The organism is Collinsella aerofaciens (assembly GCF_027679495.1).
Classification (GTDB): Bacteria; Actinomycetota; Coriobacteriia; order Coriobacteriales; family Coriobacteriaceae; genus Collinsella; species Collinsella aerofaciens_AK.
The window spans coordinates 106,742-124,887 of the sequence record NZ_JAQEKC010000003.1; the positions used below are offsets into that span (position 1 = coordinate 106,742).

Annotated in this window: 16 protein-coding genes; 2 read left to right on the forward strand and 14 right to left on the reverse strand. The window is 58.6% G+C overall.

Annotated elements, in window-relative coordinates:
* Window positions 1–49: 49 nt before the first annotated feature.
* The 11 genes from PGW49_RS02065 to ileS all read right to left on the reverse strand — a co-directional run bounded on the left by PGW49_RS02065 (window position 50) and on the right by ileS (window position 12,644).
* The gene (locus PGW49_RS02065) at window positions 50–1,462 is read right to left on the reverse strand and encodes an AI-2E family transporter (protein WP_270225325.1); all 1,413 of its coding nucleotides are present in this window, start codon (window positions 1,460–1,462) and stop codon (window positions 50–52) included.
* Window positions 1,459–2,250, reverse strand: coding sequence for an RNA polymerase sigma factor SigF (locus PGW49_RS02070; RefSeq protein ID WP_117635146.1), 792 nt, complete (start codon window positions 2,248–2,250; stop codon window positions 1,459–1,461). Before PGW49_RS02070 ends, PGW49_RS02065 begins: the two co-directional genes overlap by 4 nt.
* 1 nt (window position 2,251) lies before the next feature.
* Window positions 2,252–2,629: an ATP-binding protein gene (locus PGW49_RS02075; RefSeq protein ID WP_161144949.1), complete on the reverse strand. Its 378-nt coding sequence runs from the start codon at window positions 2,627–2,629 to the stop codon at window positions 2,252–2,254.
* Window positions 2,622–3,209 carry a hypothetical protein gene (locus tag PGW49_RS02080; RefSeq protein ID WP_238057330.1) on the reverse strand — a complete coding sequence of 196 codons (588 nt, stop codon included), beginning with the start codon at window positions 3,207–3,209 and terminating at the stop codon, window positions 2,622–2,624. The genes PGW49_RS02075 and PGW49_RS02080 overlap by 8 nt, the downstream gene beginning before the upstream one ends.
* 100 nt (window positions 3,210–3,309) lie before the next feature.
* Window positions 3,310–4,659: a replication-associated recombination protein A gene (locus tag PGW49_RS02085; protein WP_225093522.1), complete on the reverse strand. Its 1,350-nt coding sequence runs from the start codon at window positions 4,657–4,659 to the stop codon at window positions 3,310–3,312.
* Between the two features lie 60 nt (window positions 4,660–4,719).
* A complete protein-coding gene (locus PGW49_RS02090; protein WP_270225327.1) occupies window positions 4,720–5,967 on the reverse strand; it encodes a deoxyguanosinetriphosphate triphosphohydrolase family protein in 1,248 nt (415 codons plus the stop codon).
* A gap of 31 nt (window positions 5,968–5,998) precedes the next feature.
* A complete protein-coding gene (locus tag PGW49_RS02095) occupies window positions 5,999–6,421 on the reverse strand; it encodes a prepilin peptidase (RefSeq protein ID WP_225093521.1) in 423 nt (140 codons plus the stop codon).
* Between the two features lie 81 nt (window positions 6,422–6,502).
* Entirely contained in the window at window positions 6,503–7,798 is a 1,296-nt protein-coding gene (locus PGW49_RS02100; RefSeq protein WP_270225331.1) for a glycosyltransferase family 2 protein, read from the reverse strand.
* A gap of 82 nt (window positions 7,799–7,880) precedes the next feature.
* The gene (locus PGW49_RS02105) at window positions 7,881–8,894 is read right to left on the reverse strand and encodes an RluA family pseudouridine synthase (RefSeq protein ID WP_225093519.1); all 1,014 of its coding nucleotides are present in this window, start codon (window positions 8,892–8,894) and stop codon (window positions 7,881–7,883) included.
* Window positions 8,894–9,421, reverse strand: coding sequence for a signal peptidase II (gene lspA / locus PGW49_RS02110; protein WP_270225333.1), 528 nt, complete (start codon window positions 9,419–9,421; stop codon window positions 8,894–8,896). Before lspA ends, PGW49_RS02105 begins: the two co-directional genes overlap by 1 nt.
* A 445-nt stretch (window positions 9,422–9,866) precedes the next feature.
* Window positions 9,867–12,644 carry an isoleucine--tRNA ligase gene (ileS, locus tag PGW49_RS02115; protein ID WP_416242433.1) on the reverse strand — a complete coding sequence of 926 codons (2,778 nt, stop codon included), beginning with the start codon at window positions 12,642–12,644 and terminating at the stop codon, window positions 9,867–9,869.
* 511 nt (window positions 12,645–13,155) lie between these two features.
* On the opposite strand from ileS, the gene PGW49_RS02120 reads away from it, so the two are divergent.
* On the forward strand, window positions 13,156–14,238 hold the full coding sequence (locus PGW49_RS02120; RefSeq protein ID WP_215693515.1) for an iron-containing alcohol dehydrogenase family protein: 1,083 nt from the start codon (window positions 13,156–13,158) through the stop codon (window positions 14,236–14,238).
* A 48-nt stretch (window positions 14,239–14,286) separates the two neighbouring features.
* Here the strand turns inward: PGW49_RS02120 and PGW49_RS02125 are convergent, their stop codons facing one another.
* Together PGW49_RS02125 and ftsH are read right to left on the reverse strand one after the other, a co-directional pair.
* Window positions 14,287–14,742, reverse strand: coding sequence for a 2-thiouracil desulfurase family protein (locus PGW49_RS02125; RefSeq protein WP_138112401.1), 456 nt, complete (start codon window positions 14,740–14,742; stop codon window positions 14,287–14,289).
* Window positions 14,743–14,823: 81 nt separating this feature from the next.
* On the reverse strand, window positions 14,824–16,716 hold the full coding sequence (gene ftsH, locus PGW49_RS02130; RefSeq protein WP_171021520.1) for an ATP-dependent zinc metalloprotease FtsH: 1,893 nt from the start codon (window positions 16,714–16,716) through the stop codon (window positions 14,824–14,826).
* A gap of 122 nt (window positions 16,717–16,838) precedes the next feature.
* Between ftsH and PGW49_RS02135 the strand changes: the two genes are divergently transcribed.
* Window positions 16,839–17,294, forward strand: a complete 456-nt coding sequence (locus tag PGW49_RS02135; RefSeq protein ID WP_138112399.1) for a cob(I)yrinic acid a,c-diamide adenosyltransferase — start codon at window positions 16,839–16,841, stop codon at window positions 17,292–17,294.
* A 129-nt stretch (window positions 17,295–17,423) separates the two neighbouring features.
* Here PGW49_RS02135 and PGW49_RS02140 read toward each other — a convergent pair whose 3' ends face one another.
* Window positions 17,424–18,053: an MATE family efflux transporter gene (locus PGW49_RS02140; RefSeq protein ID WP_270225337.1), complete on the reverse strand. Its 630-nt coding sequence runs from the start codon at window positions 18,051–18,053 to the stop codon at window positions 17,424–17,426.
* Window positions 18,054–18,146 lie beyond the last annotated feature (93 nt).

The window sequence follows — 18,146 nt, forward strand, 5'->3', positions numbered from 1 at the left end:
TTTGCTCGTGTTTCTTGTCTTTTACAATATCAAGAAACGTTAACGGAGCTTATTTGGAATCCGAATCATCCATGGAGCCGTCGATGCCGGTTTTGGTGTCGTCGTCCGTATTGGAATCGTCATCCTTGGCGAAAGGGTTCTTGAAAAAGCCCGTCGCGTCGGGCTGAAGACCCGAGAGCTTAATCCAAGGATTATCGAGCTCGGGCTTGGGCATAGCCTGGGCCTCGGGCGCGGTCTCGTTGCCGATGAGCTCGGACTCATAAATGAACGTATCGTCCCCAAGCGCATCGTAGGCGGCAACAGGGTTACCCTCGGCATCGCGATACGGCGTGCCCTTAAACACGGCGCCATCGTATGCCACAAGCTGGCGGCCGGTCTCGTTCTCAAAGTAGTAGACGAAAATGCCCTTGAGGGCCGCGCACAACGGGATGGCGATGACCATGCCGATGGGGCCCATGAGTGCCGAACCAATAACGAGGGCCGTCAGGCTCATGATGGGATGCACCTGGACCGAGCTCTGCATGACCTTAGGCGAAATGACGTTGTCGGTGACATTTTGTGCCACCATAGTCACGATCAAGGTCCATAACGCCAGCATGGGGCTGAACATAAAGCCGAGCACCGTGGCGATGGCCGCGCTCACCCAGGGACCGACAACTGGGACCAAGTGCATGATACCGGTAAAGATGGCCATGAGTGCCGCATACGGATGCCCGATAATCGTAAAGCCGATAAAGGCGAGGATGCCACCGCAGATCGACGTTACGACCATGCCACGCATGTAGCCGCCGACCGAGCGCGAAAGAATCGCGACCATAAAACGGTACGAGGTCTCCTTTTCCTGACCAATGATGGTGCAGACCTCGTGGTGCATGCGGGGATAGTCGCAGGCCAACCAATAGGCAAGCACCAAGCCCAGGAAGATGACGAACAGCTGCGAGGCCGTATTGGTAATGAGCGGGAATACACCGCGACCGAGCTCGGCAGCGATTTGCGAGACATACTTGGACGCCACCGTAACGAGCGAAGAAAGGTTATCGTCCAGATACTCCTTGAGAGGCGTGTTATTGAGCGTCTTGGCATGCGAGATCATCTCGTTGAGGTCGCCACCAGCAACACGAAGCTGCTCGGGCAGGCGGCTCAGGACTTCCATGATCTGACCAAAGAGAATCGGCGACAAGATGCAAACGACGCCGACGAGCACGGCAACGACCACAATAAGCGCAACAAGCGAACCGATGCCGCGATTCACGCCATGGTGATCAAGCCAATTGGTGATCGGCGACATCACAAAAGCGATGATGGAACCGACAGCGAGAAACTCGATGACCGGCGCCAGGATGCCCATAAGGTTAAAGATGACGGCGGCGATGACAATGCAGCCGACGACGCCCCAAATGCGCAACGTCAGAATACGGGTATCGCGCAGCGTTCGGTCGGTTTGTTGGGGGTGCTCATTCATGAACGAACCATCACTCCGTCGGGGTCGATCTTGTCCTGAATCTTCTTAAGGGTACGACGCAGCAGACGCGAGACCTGTACCTGCGAGATGCCCAGCTTCTTGGCAATCTCGATCTGGGTCATGCCCTTCACAAAGCGCAGCTCGATTACCTCGCGCTCGCGCGGCGAGAAATCGCGGATGGCTTCCTCGATTACCAGGCGATCATCGGTAAAGTCGAGCTCGTTGTCGTCGTCGGCGTAGCGATCGAGAATCGAAGGCGCATCGTCAGAATCGGACGCACCGGGGGCCTCAATGGGCACCGAGGTGTAGGCCGAGGACGATTCCATGGCTTCGAGCACCTCGTCGACGGTCACGCCCAGGTAATCGGCGATTTCCTCAACCTTGGGCGAACGTTGAAGCTCGTTGGTGAGCTTGTCGGTGGCCTGATTAACCTTGGCAGAGAGCTCCTGCAGACGACGCGGCACGCGCACACTCCAGCCCTTGTCGCGGAAGTGGCGCTTAATCTCGCCCAGGATGGTGGGTGTGGCAAACGTCGTAAACTCGAGCCCGCGCTCAGGGTCAAAGCGATCGATTGCCTTGAGCAAGCCCAGATAGCCGACCTGCAAAAGGTCATCGAGTGGCTCGCCGCGGTTCTTAAATTTGTTGGCAAGAAACCTTACCAGGTTCATATGGGACATGACGAGCTGCTCGCGTGCGTCCGGGTCACCGGTCTCTTTATAGCGACGAAACAGCTCGCGGGTTTTCTCCTTGTCCCAAGCGGTCTTACCGCTCCGGGAACGTTCGGTCATATTAGATATCCGCCTTGAGGTCGAGGGAAAGCGTCAGGGGCGCCGTAGTCTTTTCGTAGGAGTCGCACACGCTCGCGAGGATGAGCTCGGCATACACCGCAGCCTGGTCGTCTTCATCGACCGTAGCCTGGTCCCCAAAGGTAATAGTCATGCCAACGTGGGTCTCATCGACATCGAATTTGATGGTGATGTCATCGCAGTCGACCGCGGTGCAACCAAAGATGAAAGCCTCCTCAGCAGCCATGCGGATGTCCTCGATGCGATCGACAGACATAGAGCACAGGGCACCAACGTTGGCTGCCGTCATGCGCACAAGGCGAGCGAGACGCGGGTCACCGGCAACGGTCAGCGTGATAGGGCAGTTTGCTTCGCTACTCATCGCAGGACTCCTCAGAGGTCTCGGCGGGCGTATAGGTGTAATACTGAGCCGGCTTGGATACAGACTTCTGACCATCATCGTCGCCCGCGGCGGCCTCGTCCTCGCCAATTAGGACGCGCTCGGTAGGCTGCTCGGCCTCCGCAGCGGCAGCGGCGAGCTTGCGATCGGCGTCGGCTGCAGGAGCCTTCACCTTATTGAAGAGCTTCTGCACAGCACCGGCGGCAGAGTCGGTCACGCTCGACACAGCATTGCTGGCCTCGGCCATGCTGCCCGTAACCTCGGAAATGTCGCGAACCACGGCTTCGACCTCTACGAGATTGGAGGTAAGGGCATCAACTGCCGTCTTGCTCGACTTAAGCAGCGGCTCCATCTGGGCAAGCGTCGGCGTAAGCTCATCGACAGCGCCATCGAGCTTTGCCACCACAGGCTGAGCCTCGGCGATGGTGTTGTTGAGGTCGTTCACGGTCTTATCGAGCGAGTCGACAACATTGCGGGTCTTGCGCAGGGTAAGCGCGAGCTCAGCGATGGCCCACACGCCGGCAACGGCGAGCAGCAGCAGGGCGATTTGAATGGGACTCATACAAGCCTCCCGGAAGAATCGAAATACAGACGCTTTTCATGGTACCCCAAAGGGGACCGAACATGCCAAGAGCAGCAACGTGGGACAAAATTATCAGCAGCTACTTCGGTGCATTCCCGCTGCGGTCGCGTTCGCTTTGCTCTACGCGCCATTCTTCCCAACCGCGGCCGGCAGGCTGCCAGAACACGCCGCGCTCCAGTCCCTCGGGCAAATAGCGCTGATCGACCCAGCCTTCGGGATAATCATGTGGATACTTATACACACCGTATTCATCGCTGCCCGGGCGATGGCGATCGCGCAGATAACTCGGCACCTCGCGAAGCCCACTAGAATGGATATCGGCCAGCGCCGCATCGATCGAAGCCTCACACGCGTTGGATTTTGGCGCCAAGCACACATAGAGTGCAGCCTGAGCCAGGTTAATGCGGCACTCGGGATAGCCAATGACCTCGGCAGACTTAAACGCGGCATGCGCCACCAAAAGCGCCTGCGGGTCGGCGTTGCCAACATCCTCAGAAGCGTGAATCATAATGCGGCGAGCGATAAACTTAGGATCCTCCCCAGCATCGATCATGCGCGCGAGCCAATAGATCGTGGCATCGGGGTCACTACCGCGCATGGACTTGATGAACGCACTGATGATGTCGTAGTGCATGTCGCCGTTTTTGTCATACGTAAAGCCGCGACGCGGGTTGGCAATCTTCACGTCATCCACGGTGATGGGATAGCGCTCCCCCGCCGCAGGCGCTGGCGTTCCCTCGGTATCGGGACGCGTGACGGCAATCTCGCTCGCAAGCTCGAGCGTCGTGAGCGCCGAGCGAGCGTCACCCGCTGCCAGCGTGCAAATGGTCTTGACCGTATCCTCATCGGCCGAGAACTTTCCGTTCAAGCCCTGTGGTGCCTCGAGCGCACGCTCAATAAGCGTGGCGATAGCCTCATCCTTCAGATGTTCAAGCTCCACCACGCGCCCGCGCGACAACAGTGCCGAGTTGACCTCAAAGTACGGGTTCTCTGTCGTAGCGCCAATCATAATGACGGTACGGTTCTCAACTGCATGCAGCAGGGCATCCTGCTGCGACTTAGAGAAGCGGTGAATCTCATCGATGAATAGAATGGTGCGGCGGTCGTAGGTATTCAGGCGCGTCTTGGCCTCGTCAATCACGCGACGCAGGTCCTTCACAGTACCCGTGACGGCGCTGACCTCGACAAACTCGCTCTTGGTATGGTTGGCGATAATGTGGGCCAGCGTCGTCTTACCCGTACCGGCCGGCCCGTACAGAATCACGCTCGAAAGCACGTCGTGCTCGATCGCGGCACGCAACCATGAGCCCTTACCGACGGCCTTTTGCTGGCCCACATACTCGTCGAGCGAATTGGGGCGCATGCGCACCGCAAGCGGCGCATTTTTAAAGGAACGCTCGCGCGTCGAGGCAGAAAAAAGGTCGTCCATAGCCATCCCGTGCATCCATCAAAATCGTTGTTCCTCAACAGTATACCGAAAATATACGAACTACCGTTCGTTAATATAGGTACGATGCGGAAACTTCAGCCCCGGGAACAGCTTGCTCGTCAGCTCACAGAAATAGCCGTCCGTCATGCTCGAAATGTAATCCACTACGGTCTGATCTTTATCATCCTGCCATGCATAGGTGCGATTGTAGTAGGAAAGCTGCCGCTCAATGCGCGAAATGTGATGCTTAAAGATATACGAAGACTCGTCGCCATCGTTTATATCCTGCAGGCAACGGTCATAGAGCTTTTCGAACGCCTCGCGCAGCTCCGTTTCGGAGTCGCCCTCGATGCCGCCCTTGCTATAGATCTTCTCGTAGTTCTCGCGCTTAGCGCGGCGGATTTCCTCGAACAGGTCCTCGCTCATCTCGATGCGCGGCTTGCCATAGCTGTGCTCGACGATATCGATAGAGGCATGCGTGAGAATCCAGCTGTTGTATGCTCCGCCAAGCCCATCGTCAAAAGCGTCGGGTGACAGCAGGCCCGCCGCAATGGCGTCTTGGCGATCACGCCCCGCATAGGCAAGAATATCCGAGATGCGAACGACACAGCCCTCAAGCGTCATGGGGCGCAAGTGCTCAATTGCGCTATAGCCTGTGGCAATGCAATCCTCGACGGTTCGATCGAACTGGTCAAAGGAACCCATGTCCGAGAGCTCGAACACACGCTGCTCGTACTCGCCGTTGTGGCAGAGCACGCCATCGAGCGTCTGAAGCGACACGTTGCGACCGTACAGCGCATCGAGCACGCGGACCGACTGCACGTTATGGAAAAAATAACGACCCGTGCGCTCGTGATAGATATCGTTGAGGAATCGCTCGCCGGCATGGCCGAAAGGCGTGTGCCCCAAGTCGTGACCCAGACCGATCGCTTCAATCAGATCGCAGTTGAGCCCGAGGGCGCGACCGATATCGCGCGCAATGCGCGAGACGAGCTGCACGTGTAGACCACGACGCGACAAGTCGTCGTTGCTTCGAAAGCTAAAAACCTGCGTTTTGCCTGCATAACGGGTGTACGCCGGTAGATGGAGGATTTTTTCGGTATCGCGCATAAACGCCGGACGCATAAGCGTGCCTTTGTCCGCATCGCGATCGACACGACGAATGACCTGGTCGTCGTTGCAACGATACGGATTGACAGTGCCCGAAGCACGATTGGCGGCAATGCGCTCGACGAGCTCGGGCGACAACGCCGAAGGAATACGGTCCATACGCGCCTTGATGGCGGCCGTTTCTTGATTAGTTGCCATGGCATGCTCCTTAAGAACGATGCGCAATCGGTTACAGAGTGCAGCCCACGACCTCGATTATGGCAAAAATCGGCACTAAAAACGGGAGCAATGGCAGGGAGCGCGATTTTGTGAAGAGGCAGGAGAGGGCCAGGGCCAGGAGTGCGACGGCAAATGCCACGATGCCACCCATAGGGTCGAGCGTGCAAAGCGCGAAGAGTGCTTTGGCGTCCCCCATGCCAATCCCCGGGGCTTGACGAAGGCGCCGCCAGAGCGACTCAGTAAGCATAAGGGCAAGGTAGACGATGACCGCAAGACCGGCATGATCAAGTGCAGTGTTAACGCCCCTGTCGAGCCAAACGCCTGCTAACGCCGCCACGGCACATGCGCCGGCAAGCTCATTGGGAAACCGCCGCTCACGGGCATCAATCCACGCGCCGGCAAAGATGCAAATCCAAAACGGGATATAGATCATCGAAAACCTCCTTGAGCAGCTGCTCAAAAGCAAAAACCACCACAAAGGTGCCTGTCCCCTTTGCGGTGGTTTTGGTGGTGGTTATTTGGCGCCTTGCATGACCTCGTCAAGGGTAACGCTGACGGCGTGCTGCGTCGGGACCCAGTCGACCTTCAGGAACAGCGCGGCCACCGTGATGGGGATATAGCTGAACATAAAGATCGGGAAGGTAAACAGGTTACTCACCAGACGCCACTTTTGCGGGCAGTGAATGTGCTTGTACTCAAAGATAGTCGTGAGCAGCGCCAGGATAAAGAAAGTCAGATACATCATGGCGAAGGTCATAATGAGCGAAGCGGCACAGGCCTGCATCTCGACTTCGGTAGCCAAAAAGCCGTGCGAGAGTCCACCCACGATCAGGAACGTCGCATTGGCGAGCATCAAGATGAGCGACAGCAGCATACCCGGGGCGATCGTCATGAACATGTCGTAGGCGGCAAAGCGATGGTAGCGGAAGGTCGACTTGACCAGGTGCTTACCGTAAGTAAAGAACACCTGGTAGAAGCCCTTGGTCCAACGCATGCGCTGTTTCCAGGACGCCTTAAACGTCACGGGTTGTTCGTCAAAGAACTCCGCCGGCGCATAGCCAATGCGAATGCCGTGAATGGCGCAGAACGTGGTGAACTGAATGTCCTCGGTCAGCGTGTGGAACTGCCAACCGTGCATGCCCTCGATAACGCTGGCGGAGATGAGGTAGCCCGAACCCGAGACAGCGCAAGAAGTCTTGCAGATATTGCGCGCGTTGTTGAGAAAGCGCGCCTCACGCAGGTACCAAGTGGCATTAGCTGCCGAGATCCACGAGCTGCCGAAGTTCTTGGAGTTACGATAGCTCGTGACCACGTGGAATCCCTGGTCAAAGGCATCGTTCATCTTGGACACGTAATCGCGGGAGATGACGTTATCGGCATCGAAGATAAAGTAGCCCTCAAACGTGTCGGGATACTCGTTAAGGATGCGATCAAAACCAAAGTCCATGACCCAGCTCTTACCCTTGCGGGCCAGGTCGTTGCGCTCATAAACGATGGCGCCCGCCTCGCGCGCGAGCTGCGCCGTGTTGTCGGTGCAGGCATCGGCGACCACGAAGACCTCGATAAGCTCGGACGGATAATCCTGATCCTTGATGGAGCGAACGAGGTTGGCGATCACGGCCTCCTCGTTATGCGCCGCGATAAAGAAGGCATAGCGGTGAAGTTTTTTGGCCTTGGGAGGCGCGACCTCGCCACGAAGAGCGCCAATGACAAAGAAGACCACCTGGTACAGAAAGCAGACCGTGAGCAGCGTAACCACAATCTGGTTAAAGATCACGATGGGCGTGTTAGTTTGTAAAAAGGCGAGCATGCAGGCTCCCGAGAACGCGTTACGTAAACAACCGTATATCATACCGCAGGCTTACCGAGTTCAAGAAACCACCTAATACCGGCTAGGCTTCGAGAAGGCCAAGCTGCGGGACGATGTCGTCGCCGGCGGCGGTGCGGCCAAGCGAGCGCGGGGCCAGGTCGTCAAGAACCGCAGCAAGATCCCAAGGCAGCTCGTCGCGGCATTCGATGCGCTCACCCGTCACGGGATGGTCGAATGCGACGCGCCAGGAATGAAGGAATTGCCTGGTCAGACCCTGATCGGCACGCGCATCGCACTTACCGTAGAGCGGATCGCCCACGCAGGCGTGGTTGATATGGCGCATATGCACGCGAATCTGATGTGTGCGGCCCGTAAACAGGTGGCACTCGACGAGCGTATAGCCGTCGTCGAAACGCGTGGAATCGAAGCGCTCGAGGACTTTAAAGGTCGTAATGGCCTGACGGGCAAAGGGGTCGTCCGAAACCGCCATCTTGACGCGGTCGCGCGTAGAACGGGCGATACCGGTATTGATGGTGCCCTCGTCCATGGCGATGTGCCCGTGAACGAGCGTGATATAGCGACGATCGAGCGTGCGCGTGCGAATGAGATTTTGAAGCGCGCGCTGCGTGTCGTCGTCCTTTGCCGCAAGCATGAGACCCGAGGTATCGCGATCCAAACGATGCACGATCCCGGGGCGGTCCTCACCCTGTACGGTACCAAGATGGTCGATGCCGCAGTGGTAGACCAGAGCGTTCGCAAGGGTGCCGCTCTCGTGGCCATGGGCGGGATGGCACACCAGGCCCCGCTGCTTGGAGAGCACGATAAGGTAGTCGTCCTCGTAGCGGATATCGAGGGGAATGGCCTCGGGAATCACGTCGGTCGGGTCGTGCGGCTCGGGCAAGTCGACCGAGATGCGATCGCCGGCGCGTACGGCGCACTTTTTAGAGAGACAAGTCTCACCGTTGACGGCAACGGCGCCTCCCTCGATCAGATGCGCGCAGGCAGAGCGCGTGGGACAGCCATCGTTGGCGCCCAAATAGGCGTCAAGACGCTGGCCAGCGGAATCGTCGGCAACAAGAATATGGATGTCGGCCATTAACGCTCATTCCTTTCGCGAATCTTGCGGGCACGCTCCCCACGCTGCTTGGCCTTGCGCTTAGCGCGGGCCTCATCACGGGCATTGAGCTCGGCAGTCGCATCAACCTCGCGGGCCGCGGGGCTCAAGAACATGTATCCGAAGAGGGCGAGCACGACGCCCAAGGTAATGCCGATATCGGCCACATTGAAGACGGGGAAGTCGATGAAGGTGGTGGCAATAAAATCGGTCACGAAGCCAAAGGCCAAACGATCGATAGCGTTGCCGATAGCACCGCCCGCAACCATCGCCATGCCCACAACCTCAAGATGGGCGAGCTGGGGTGCACGAATGAGGTACGCGGCAATAGCGACAATGACCGCCAGCGCCAGCACGGCAAACGCGATGCCATGCCCCTCGCCCATGCTAAAGGCAGCGCCGATATTGCGGACAAACAGGAAGTCGATCACGCCGGGGATAACAGTCACATGCAAAGCGTCGCTCACGGCACGAACCGCAAGCTTGGTCAACTGGTCAACAAGCAGCACAACGAGCGCCACCCCACCAGCAACACCCAACCGCCAACGCAAAGGCGGCGTCATATCCCCAGCACGACCCAAATCAATCCCCTACCCTCAAGAACATCGAATTACGTTTAATACAAAGAACTATCTTATATTGCCATACGCAGAACGCACGACATATCCACCAACGCAAGCGAAATAACCAGCTAAAAACGAAAGCGACATTCCGAATAACGGAATGTCGCTTAATAGCTTTCGACTAAAAACGCAAGTCGAAAGAAAGCCTCTAGCTCCAGCAATGGAAATGCCGCGTTATCGTCACCAACAGCGAAAACGTCCCTAAGCGAGCAAGGTGACGTGAAAGAGGAGGGAAGCGTACTTTGGTACGCGACCGACGATTGAACGTCAGATTGCCGCTTAGGGGCGTTTGCAGCGTCGGTAGGTTACGGCGTTCTACGAACGCCGTAACCTACAGCGCGTCAGCGCAGCGCTTGCAGATATGCGCGTGGCCGTTGTACTCGCCGACGGTGGTGCGGTAGTTCCAGCAACGGTCGCAGCACTCGCCCTCGGCAGCTTCAATGGCAACGGAGAGTTCCTCGCCCTGGGTCAGCTCAACATCGGAGACGATGTAGAACTCGGCCAGGTCGACGGCCTTATCACCGGTCAGCAGCGCGTACATCTCGGCGGGAACGACCGCCTTGACGCGGACCTGCTGGCTCTTGGTGAAGGTGCCGGCAGAACGGGCATCCTCAAGGGCCTTGGTCACGGCGCTACGGAGCTCGAGCGAAGCCTCGAGCACGCCCTCGAACTCATTGGCCTCGTCGACCGTGATGGGCGACTTGTACCAATCGAGCAGCGCGGCGTACTTCTGGTGATCGACGCAGCCAGCGGGCGCATATGCCATGGCCTCGTCAACCGTGTAGGACAGGATCGGCTGCAGGTCGCGCATGAGCATCGAGAAGAGCTCGGCCAGCACGGTCTGGGCGCTGCGGCGCTCGAGCGAGCCGGGCTTATCGCAGTACAGACGGTCCTTCAGGGCGTCGAGGTACACGTTGGAAAGCTCGGTAACCACGAAGTCATAAAGCGCACGGTAAGCGCGCGGGAACTCGTAGCAAGAGTAAGCGTCGTCGACCTCGGCCTGAACCTGAGTCAGGCGGGCAACCATGAGCTTGTCGAGCGGCAGCAGGTCGGCAAAGGCGACGCCGTCGGTCTCGGGCTCAAACTGACCCTCGAGCTCGGAGAGCAGGAAGCGCAGCGTGTTGCGGAAACGACGGTAGGCATCGGACGTACGAGCGAGAATCTCGTGGTCGATGGAGACGTCAGAGCTGGTGTCGACGGAGGCAACCCACAGACGGATGATATCAGCGCCCATCTCGTCGCAGACCTTATTGGGGTCGATAACATTGCCGAGCGACTTGGACATCTTGCGGCCCTGACCATCGAGTGTGAAGCCCTGCGAGACGACCGCCTTGTACGGAGCATGGCCGTTGGCACCCACCGAGGTGAGCAGCGAGCTCTGGAACCAACCGCGGTGCTGGTCGGAGCCCTCAAGATACACGTCCGCCGGGTACTCAAGCTCAGGGCGATACTCGCAGACGGCCTTCCAAGACACGCCGGAATCCCACCACACGTCGAGGATGTCCTTATCGGCCTTGAGGTGATGACCGCCGCACTTGGGGCAGACGCAGGCCTCGCCCAGGTAGCTCTCGGGAGCGTCGGTGAACCAGGCGTCAGAGCCCTTCTCGTGGAAGAGCTTGATGACGGCGTCGAGCGTAGCGTCGTTCATGACCTTCTCGCCGCAGTCGGCGCAGGTGTAGCTGGGGATAGGCACACCCCAGTTGCGCTGACGGCTAATGCACCAGTCGGGACGCTGCTCGACCATGGCGCCGATGCGGTTGGCGGCGTGAGCCGGATACCACTTGACGTTCTCGCGAACCTCCTTGCCAGCCTGCTCACGCAAGCCGGTCTTGTCCATCGAGACAAACCACTGGTCAGTAGCACGGAAGAGCACCGGGTGTTTGCAGCGCCAGCAGTGCGGATAGCTGTGCGTGATCTTCTTCTCGAGGACCAGGGTGCCGCGCTCGCGCAGGAACTCGATGATGTGCGGGTTGGCCTCATCGGTATCCATGCCGCTGAAGGGACCACCGGTGCCAAACTCCTCGCCGGTGTAGAACTTGCCGTCATCATCGACCGGCATGCAGATGTCGGTAATGCCCTCCTTGAGGCAGGCAAAGTAGTCGTCGACGCCGTGGCCGGGCGAGTTGTGGACGATACCGGTACCGTCATCGACACCGACGTAATCGGCCAGCAGCGCCACGCCCTCAACACCGTCAAAGATCGGCTGCTTGTAGTGGATGTGGTGGAAGGTCTCGGCGGGAACCACATAGGGCTTACCGTCGACCATAACCGGGGTGTACTCCCAACCAAACTCCTCGCAGCACTTGGGAGCCAGGTCCTCGAGCATGACCTCGGCACGACCCTCGTGCTCAACGGCGACATAGGCGGCGCCGGGCTTGAGGGAAACTGCCTGGTCGGAGGGGATGGTCCACGGCGTGGTCGTCCAGATGATAAAGTCAACCGGGCCGTCGAAGTTCTCGAGGCCGGCGGGCTTGGAGGTCATCTCAAAGCGCACGAAGATGGACGGGCTCGTCTCGTCGGAGTACTCAATCTCGGCCTCAGCAAGTGCGGTGTGGCAGTGCTTGCACCAGTGAACCGGCTTGTGGCCGCGATAGATCATGCCCTTGTCGAACATGGCCTTGAAAACCTCGATGTCGGCGGCGTCATGCTGGTGATAGAGCGTCAGATAGGGGTTGTCCCAATCGCCGAGCACGCCCAGGCGACGGAAGCCGGCCTTCTGCAGCTCGATGTTCTCGACAGCGAACTTGTTGCAAAGCTCGCGGATCTTAGCCGTGGAGGTCTGGTTGAACTTCTCGGTGCCGAGCTTCTCCTCGACTTTATGCTCGATCGGCTGGCCATGGCAGTCCCAACCGGGGACATAGGGAACCTCATAGCCCTGCATCATCCAGTAGCGGTTGATCATGTCCTTGGAGATCTTGTTCATGGCGTGGCCGATGTGGATCGGGCCGTTGGCGTACGGAGGGCCGTCGTGCAGCACGAACTTCTTGTGACCCTCGTTCTTCTTCAGAACCTGCTCGTAGACCTTGTTGTCCTGCCAGTCCTTGAGTCGCTTGGGCTCGAACTTGGAAAGACCGGCACGCATGGGAAAACCGGTTTTGGGCAGATTCATCGTCTGCTTGTACTCGTTTGCCACGGTACCCCTTTCATGTCGTGGGCGCGCACGCCCGTTGGGCACCAAAAAAGCGCCCGTCCCTACAAGCTGGGACGAAGCGCCACAAAAACGGGCTGTATGCCGGCAAAAGCTCTTCGTTTAACCACCCAGCTTAGATGCCCTCGCCCGCGTATTCGCGCGCTCGCATCCGTTACTCGGCTGGCCTGTATCGACGACCATCTCGGCGATATCTACTAAGACGTGCCTGCGCGGCACGTCCGTTGGGACCGCAGCTCCGGGGTGATTTTCATCGGTCGCATGCACGGGTTCTCAGCGCTCCCCGCTCTCTGTGGCATGCGGACGGCCGACTACTCGTCCCCATCAACGCTTATGCGGAGTATGCTAGCACGTTCCGCGCCGGCGAAAAACCCTCAACACTGGTTTCATACGTAAGAAATTTCTCGTGGTCGTTAGCCTTCTCTAGGAGCAAAATACCTGAAAGCACTTTAACTAACGAAAGAAGGCTGCCATGCGCACAATCGGAATGAGCGACTACACCGTCGGCGAGGATTGCTTTACCGAGCTGCCCGCCGCACTGGCGGAGTACGGCGCGAAGAAAGTCGCCATCATTGGTGGCAAGCGAGCCCTAGCTGCGGCGCTGCCGGGCATCGAGGCGGCGCTTGAAGGTACCGACGTCGAGATTCTGGAGACGCGCGTCTACGGCACCAACAGTACGCGCGCCAATATCGCCAAGGTCGTGAACTCCCCCGCTTGCCAGCAGGCAGACGTGCTTATCGCCTGTGGCGGCGGCAAGGCACTCGACACCGTCAAGACAGCGGCAATCGAGCTCAAGAAGATTGTCTTTACGGTGCCGACGATTTGCTCTAACTGTTCCGCCGCGACCGCCATTGCCGTCGTCTACAACGACGATGGATCGCTCGAGGGCTATTCGTACCCCAACCGACCGGCGCACATCTTCATCAATCCCAAGATCATCGCCGAGGCTCCGGCGGAGTACTTCTGGGCCGGCGTGGGCGACGCCCTGTCCAAGCAGCCCGAAGTCGAGTACGCCACGAGCGCCGGCGACCTGGAGCACACCGCCGGCCTTGGCCTGGCTCTTGCCCACACCTGTTCCGAGCCGCTGTTTACCTACGGTGTTCAGGGTCTTGAGGACGTTCGTCAGAATCTGTCGAGCGAGGCCGTCAAGCAGATCGCGCTCGACATCGTGGTCAACACGGGCTATGTCTCGAACCTGACCAACCAGAACGATTACTACTACAACTCGAGCGTGGCGCACGCGTTCTACAACGCCGCCTGCAGCATTCCGCGTGAGGGCACCTACCTGCACGGCGAAGTCGTAAGCCTGGGCGTGCTGGTGTTGTTCGCCTACACGGGCGACACCGAGAACCTTAAGCGCTATGCTGACTTCAACAAGCAGATGGGGCTGCCCGTAACGCTTGAGCAGGTCGGGCTTTCCGAGACCGATATCCCTGCCCTGTGCGAGCACGCGCACGCCACCAACGAGTGGAAGCAAGGCAACCCGGAGCCCTTCACCGACGAAAAATTCGCCGCCGCCATCAAGGCCGCCAACGCCTACGGCCACACGCTCTAGACCCAGGCCAAAACCACCACAAGGGAGCAGCACCTTTGTGGTGGTTTTTTATTGCTCCAGCATGCTGGGGTCGAACTCGCTAGCCGGGATCACGCGATAACCGTGGCGGAGCAGTAAATCAACGAAGACGCCGTTGCCCGCCGTAAGGGTGCCGCTGAATGTTCCGTCGTAGATGCGACCCGCGCCGCACGAGGGACTACGGTCCTGCAGGATGCACGCGGCGATCTCTTCCGGCCCGCCCGCCTGCTCGCACATATCGAGCGCTCGTTGGGCACCCAGGCGAAATTCGCGATCGACCGATATGCCCTCGCAGGTACGAACCTCTCCGTTCACAATCTCGGACGGCTTGCGCGGCGTGGGCAGGCCCCCAAAGACCTCAGGGCACACCAAGAGGACCTCGGTCCCTGTACGCTCGCAGGCCTCGACCAACTCGCGATGGTAGTTGTCGAGCCCGTTATACTTGCAGCTCTCGCCCATCAAGCAGGCGCTCACCACGATCTTCATTTCCATCCCTCTCAAGCAAAACGCCCCATTTGAGAAAGCTGCTCAAATGGGGCGTCGGCGTTTACTGGCTCGGCCGCGGCTTTACTGCTGCTTGGGCATCAGCGGATTCTCGCGCGTGAGGAGGTTCATGAACTCCTCGCCCGTGATGGTCTCCTTCTTATACAGATAACGAGCCAGCTCGTGGAGCTTAAACTTGTTCTCCTTCAGAATCTGCAAAGCGCGGTCGTGCGCATCCTCGATCAGCTTGGCGACAATCGCGTCCACGCGCTCGGCCGTACCGGGGGCGCAGGTGAGCGACGTGTCCTGATTGAGATACGCGTTCTGCACGGTACCGAGCGCCATCATGCCAAACTCGTCGGACATACCAAAGCGCGTCACCATATTACGGGCGAGCTTGGTGGCCTGCTCGATGTCGTTGGCGGCGCCGGTCGTCATCTCTCCAAAGATGAGCTCCTCGGCTGCGCGGCCACCGCAATAGACAGCGAGCTTGTCCAAGACCTCCTGGCGCGTCGTCAGGAAGCGCTCGTCCTCCTCGACCTGCATGGTATAACCAAGAGCACCGCTCGTGCGCGGCACGATGGTGATCTTCGTGACCGGCGCAGAGCCCTTCTGGCGAGCGGCAACGATGGCATGGCCGATCTCGTGATAAGAAACGACCTGCTTCTCGTGGTCGGACAGCACCGTGGACTTACGCTGTTGGCCGGCAATGACGACCTCCACCGACTCCTCGAAGTCGTCCTGGGTTGCACGCTTGCGACCCTCGCGAACGGCGCGCAGGGCGCCCTCGTTGATGATATTGGCCAGGTCGGCGCCCGAGGCACCGGGCGTGGCGCGGGCAATCGCGGTCAGGTCGATCGGCGGCTCGGTCTTCACGCTCTTGGCATGCAGCTCGAGGATGTTCTTGCGGCCGGTCAGATCGGGCAGCTCGACGGGGATGCGGCGGTCAAAACGACCGGGGCGCAGTAGAGCGGGATCGAGACTGTCGGGGCGGTTGGTTGCGGCAAGGACAACGATACCCTTATGGTTATCGAAGCCATCCATCTCGGTCAGCAACTGATTGAGCGTCTGCTCGCGCTCGTCGTTGCCGCTAAAGCCGCCGCCATCGCGCTTCTTACCGATGGTATCGATCTCATCGATAAAGACGATACACGGTGCCTTTTCCTTGGCCTGCTTAAACAGGTCACGAACCTTAGCAGCGCCGCGACCGACAAACATCTCAACGAACTCAGAGCCCGAAATGCTAAAGAACGGAACACCGGCCTCGCCGGCAACAGCCTTGGCAAGCAGGGTCTTACCGGTACCCGGAGGGCCAACAAGGAGAGCACCACGCGGCAGCTTGGCGCCGATCTCCTCGTAGCGCTGCGGCTTCTCCAGAAAGTCGACGACCTCCTTGAGAGACTCCTTGGCCTCTTCCTGACCGGCGACGTCCTTAAAGGTCACGCCCACGTCCTTGGAGGCGATCACGCGCGCGCCGGACTTACCCAGTCCGCCGCCGCCAAAACCGCCGCCGCCAAAGTTCATCGACGGGCCGTCATCGCCCATAGCCTTCTTCATGCGGCGGTTGAGCCACCAACCGATGAGGAAGAAAATCGCCATGGGAAGAATGAGTGTGAGCAGGTAGTAGGTCATCAAACCCGAGTTTTTATCGGGAACGACCGACTCCAGCGAAGCGCCAGACTCAAGCACGCGATCGGTAAAGCCCGCGTCATTCGGCACACCGGTCGTCTTGTAGGCGATGTTCTCGTCCTCGCCCTTCTTGGTGTAATAAATCGAGTAATCGTCCGTGTTGTACTCGACCTTGTCGACGCTCTTCTTATCGAGCGCTTTGACAAACGTCGAGTAATCGGTCTTCGTAATCTGCTGCGTGTGACCGATGTTGGGGAACAGAACGGTCGAGAGCACGAGGTAGACGACGAAGGCGATGAGCACGTAGAGAATCATATTCCGTCTACGTTTGTTGTCATCCATCTCCATCTGCTTGAACTCCATCTACTGGGGTTGATAATGCTTTCTAGAATACCCAACCCGGACGGCGATAAACCGACGCCGGGCACGAAAGGACAGAGATGGCATCACTGTAAGTCGGCAAGGTTCAAATCTATACAGGCGACGGCAAGGGCAAGACGACGGCTGCGCTGGGGCTCGCGCTGCGCGCGACGGGCTACGGGCTCGACGTTCTTAGGCTGCAGTTTGCCAAGAAACTGCACTGCGCCGAACACGATGCCGCGCCGCGCCTGGGGCTGCGCATCGTACAAGCTGACCGCGACACGCCCGAGGCTTGCGCCGCACAGATCATGGAGCTCGCATGCGAGCAGATATCACAGGTCGACGTTCTGATTTTGGACGAACTCGGCGAGGCCATGCGCCGCGGCTTCGTGACACGCGAGGATGTCGAAGCGCTGATCGCGATAAAGCCCGCCACCACGGAACTCGTGCTCACCGGCCGCGGGCTGCTGCCGTTGGCCGACCTCGCGGACTTAGTCACCGAAATACGTCCCATCAAACACTACTTCGACGAAGGCCTCCTAGCCCGCCAAGGCATCGAATACTAATTGATTCGTTTTCCGCCAACACCTACAGCTCATAAGGAAGTTGCGGTGGAATAGTACTTGTTTGACGGTCCGCAAGGGCTTTTCAGGAACTATTTCACCGCAACTTATCAGGGGTATCTGACGGATGAGCTAGGCGGTGGCGCGACCTAGCCAGTTGCCGCTGTGATGGTAGATGGTGAACATGGTTGCGGTGATGAGCCAGGTTACGGGGTAAACCAGCAGTAGATGCTCGAGCGACGGATCGAAGGGCATGATCGCAAACACCCAGATCACCCTCAAGACAACGGTGCCAAAGATGGTGAGCATCATAGGCTGCAAACTCACGCCGGCACCGCGAATGGAACCCGACGCGTTTTCGATAATCGAGAAGATCGCATAGAACGGCGCAATGAAATGGAGGATAGTCGTGGTGTACGCCGAAATCGAAGCATCGTCGACAAACAAACGCGACAGCGGGCCCGAAAACCCCAGCAGCACGGCAGACAGGCCACCAATGAGCATAAACGACAGCACGAGCGACGTATGGTAGCCCTTGCGCATGCGCTCGTAGTTGCGCGCGCCAAAGTTCTGCGCCGAGAACGTAGTGATCGATACGCCGAGCGCCTCGGTCACCATCCAGATAATGCCATCCAGGCGCCCAGATAGACCCCAAGCAGTCGTGACATCGGCGCCAAACGAATTAACCGACACCTGGATCAGCACGTTCGAGATCGAATAGGCAGCCGATTGAAAACCGAGTGGCAGACCACACGAGATCATACTCTTGCAAATACCGCGATCGATACCGAGCTTAGACAGACACTATGACCCAATCCGAGGGCACTAAAAAGATAGGAGCCCCCGCTCGTGGCC

What these genes read in the sequence shown, in the direction of transcription:
- PGW49_RS02065 (WP_270225325.1), bottom strand. Translation starts at nt 1,462, where the DNA reads ATGAATGAGCACCCCCAACAAACCGACCGAACGCTGCGCGATACCCGT.
- PGW49_RS02070 (WP_117635146.1), bottom strand. Translation starts at nt 2,250, where the DNA reads ATGACCGAACGTTCCCGGAGCGGTAAGACCGCTTGGGACAAGGAGAAA.
- PGW49_RS02075 (WP_161144949.1), bottom strand. Translation starts at nt 2,629, where the DNA reads ATGAGTAGCGAAGCAAACTGCCCTATCACGCTGACCGTTGCCGGTGAC.
- PGW49_RS02080 (WP_238057330.1), bottom strand. Translation starts at nt 3,209, where the DNA reads ATGAGTCCCATTCAAATCGCCCTGCTGCTGCTCGCCGTTGCCGGCGTG.
- PGW49_RS02085 (WP_225093522.1), bottom strand. Translation starts at nt 4,659, where the DNA reads ATGGACGACCTTTTTTCTGCCTCGACGCGCGAGCGTTCCTTTAAAAAT.
- PGW49_RS02090 (WP_270225327.1), bottom strand. Translation starts at nt 5,967, where the DNA reads ATGGCAACTAATCAAGAAACGGCCGCCATCAAGGCGCGTATGGACCGT.
- PGW49_RS02095 (WP_225093521.1), bottom strand. Translation starts at nt 6,421, where the DNA reads ATGATCTATATCCCGTTTTGGATTTGCATCTTTGCCGGCGCGTGGATT.
- PGW49_RS02100 (WP_270225331.1), bottom strand. Translation starts at nt 7,798, where the DNA reads ATGCTCGCCTTTTTACAAACTAACACGCCCATCGTGATCTTTAACCAG.
- PGW49_RS02105 (WP_225093519.1), bottom strand. Translation starts at nt 8,894, where the DNA reads ATGGCCGACATCCATATTCTTGTTGCCGACGATTCCGCTGGCCAGCGT.
- ileS (WP_416242433.1), bottom strand. Translation starts at nt 12,644, where the DNA reads ATGAATCTGCCCAAAACCGGTTTTCCCATGCGTGCCGGTCTTTCCAAG.
- PGW49_RS02120 (WP_215693515.1), top strand. Translation starts at nt 13,156, where the DNA reads ATGCGCACAATCGGAATGAGCGACTACACCGTCGGCGAGGATTGCTTT.
- PGW49_RS02125 (WP_138112401.1), bottom strand. Translation starts at nt 14,742, where the DNA reads ATGAAGATCGTGGTGAGCGCCTGCTTGATGGGCGAGAGCTGCAAGTAT.
- ftsH (WP_171021520.1), bottom strand. Translation starts at nt 16,716, where the DNA reads ATGGAGATGGATGACAACAAACGTAGACGGAATATGATTCTCTACGTG.
- PGW49_RS02140 (WP_270225337.1), bottom strand. Translation starts at nt 18,053, where the DNA reads ATGATCTCGTGTGGTCTGCCACTCGGTTTTCAATCGGCTGCCTATTCG.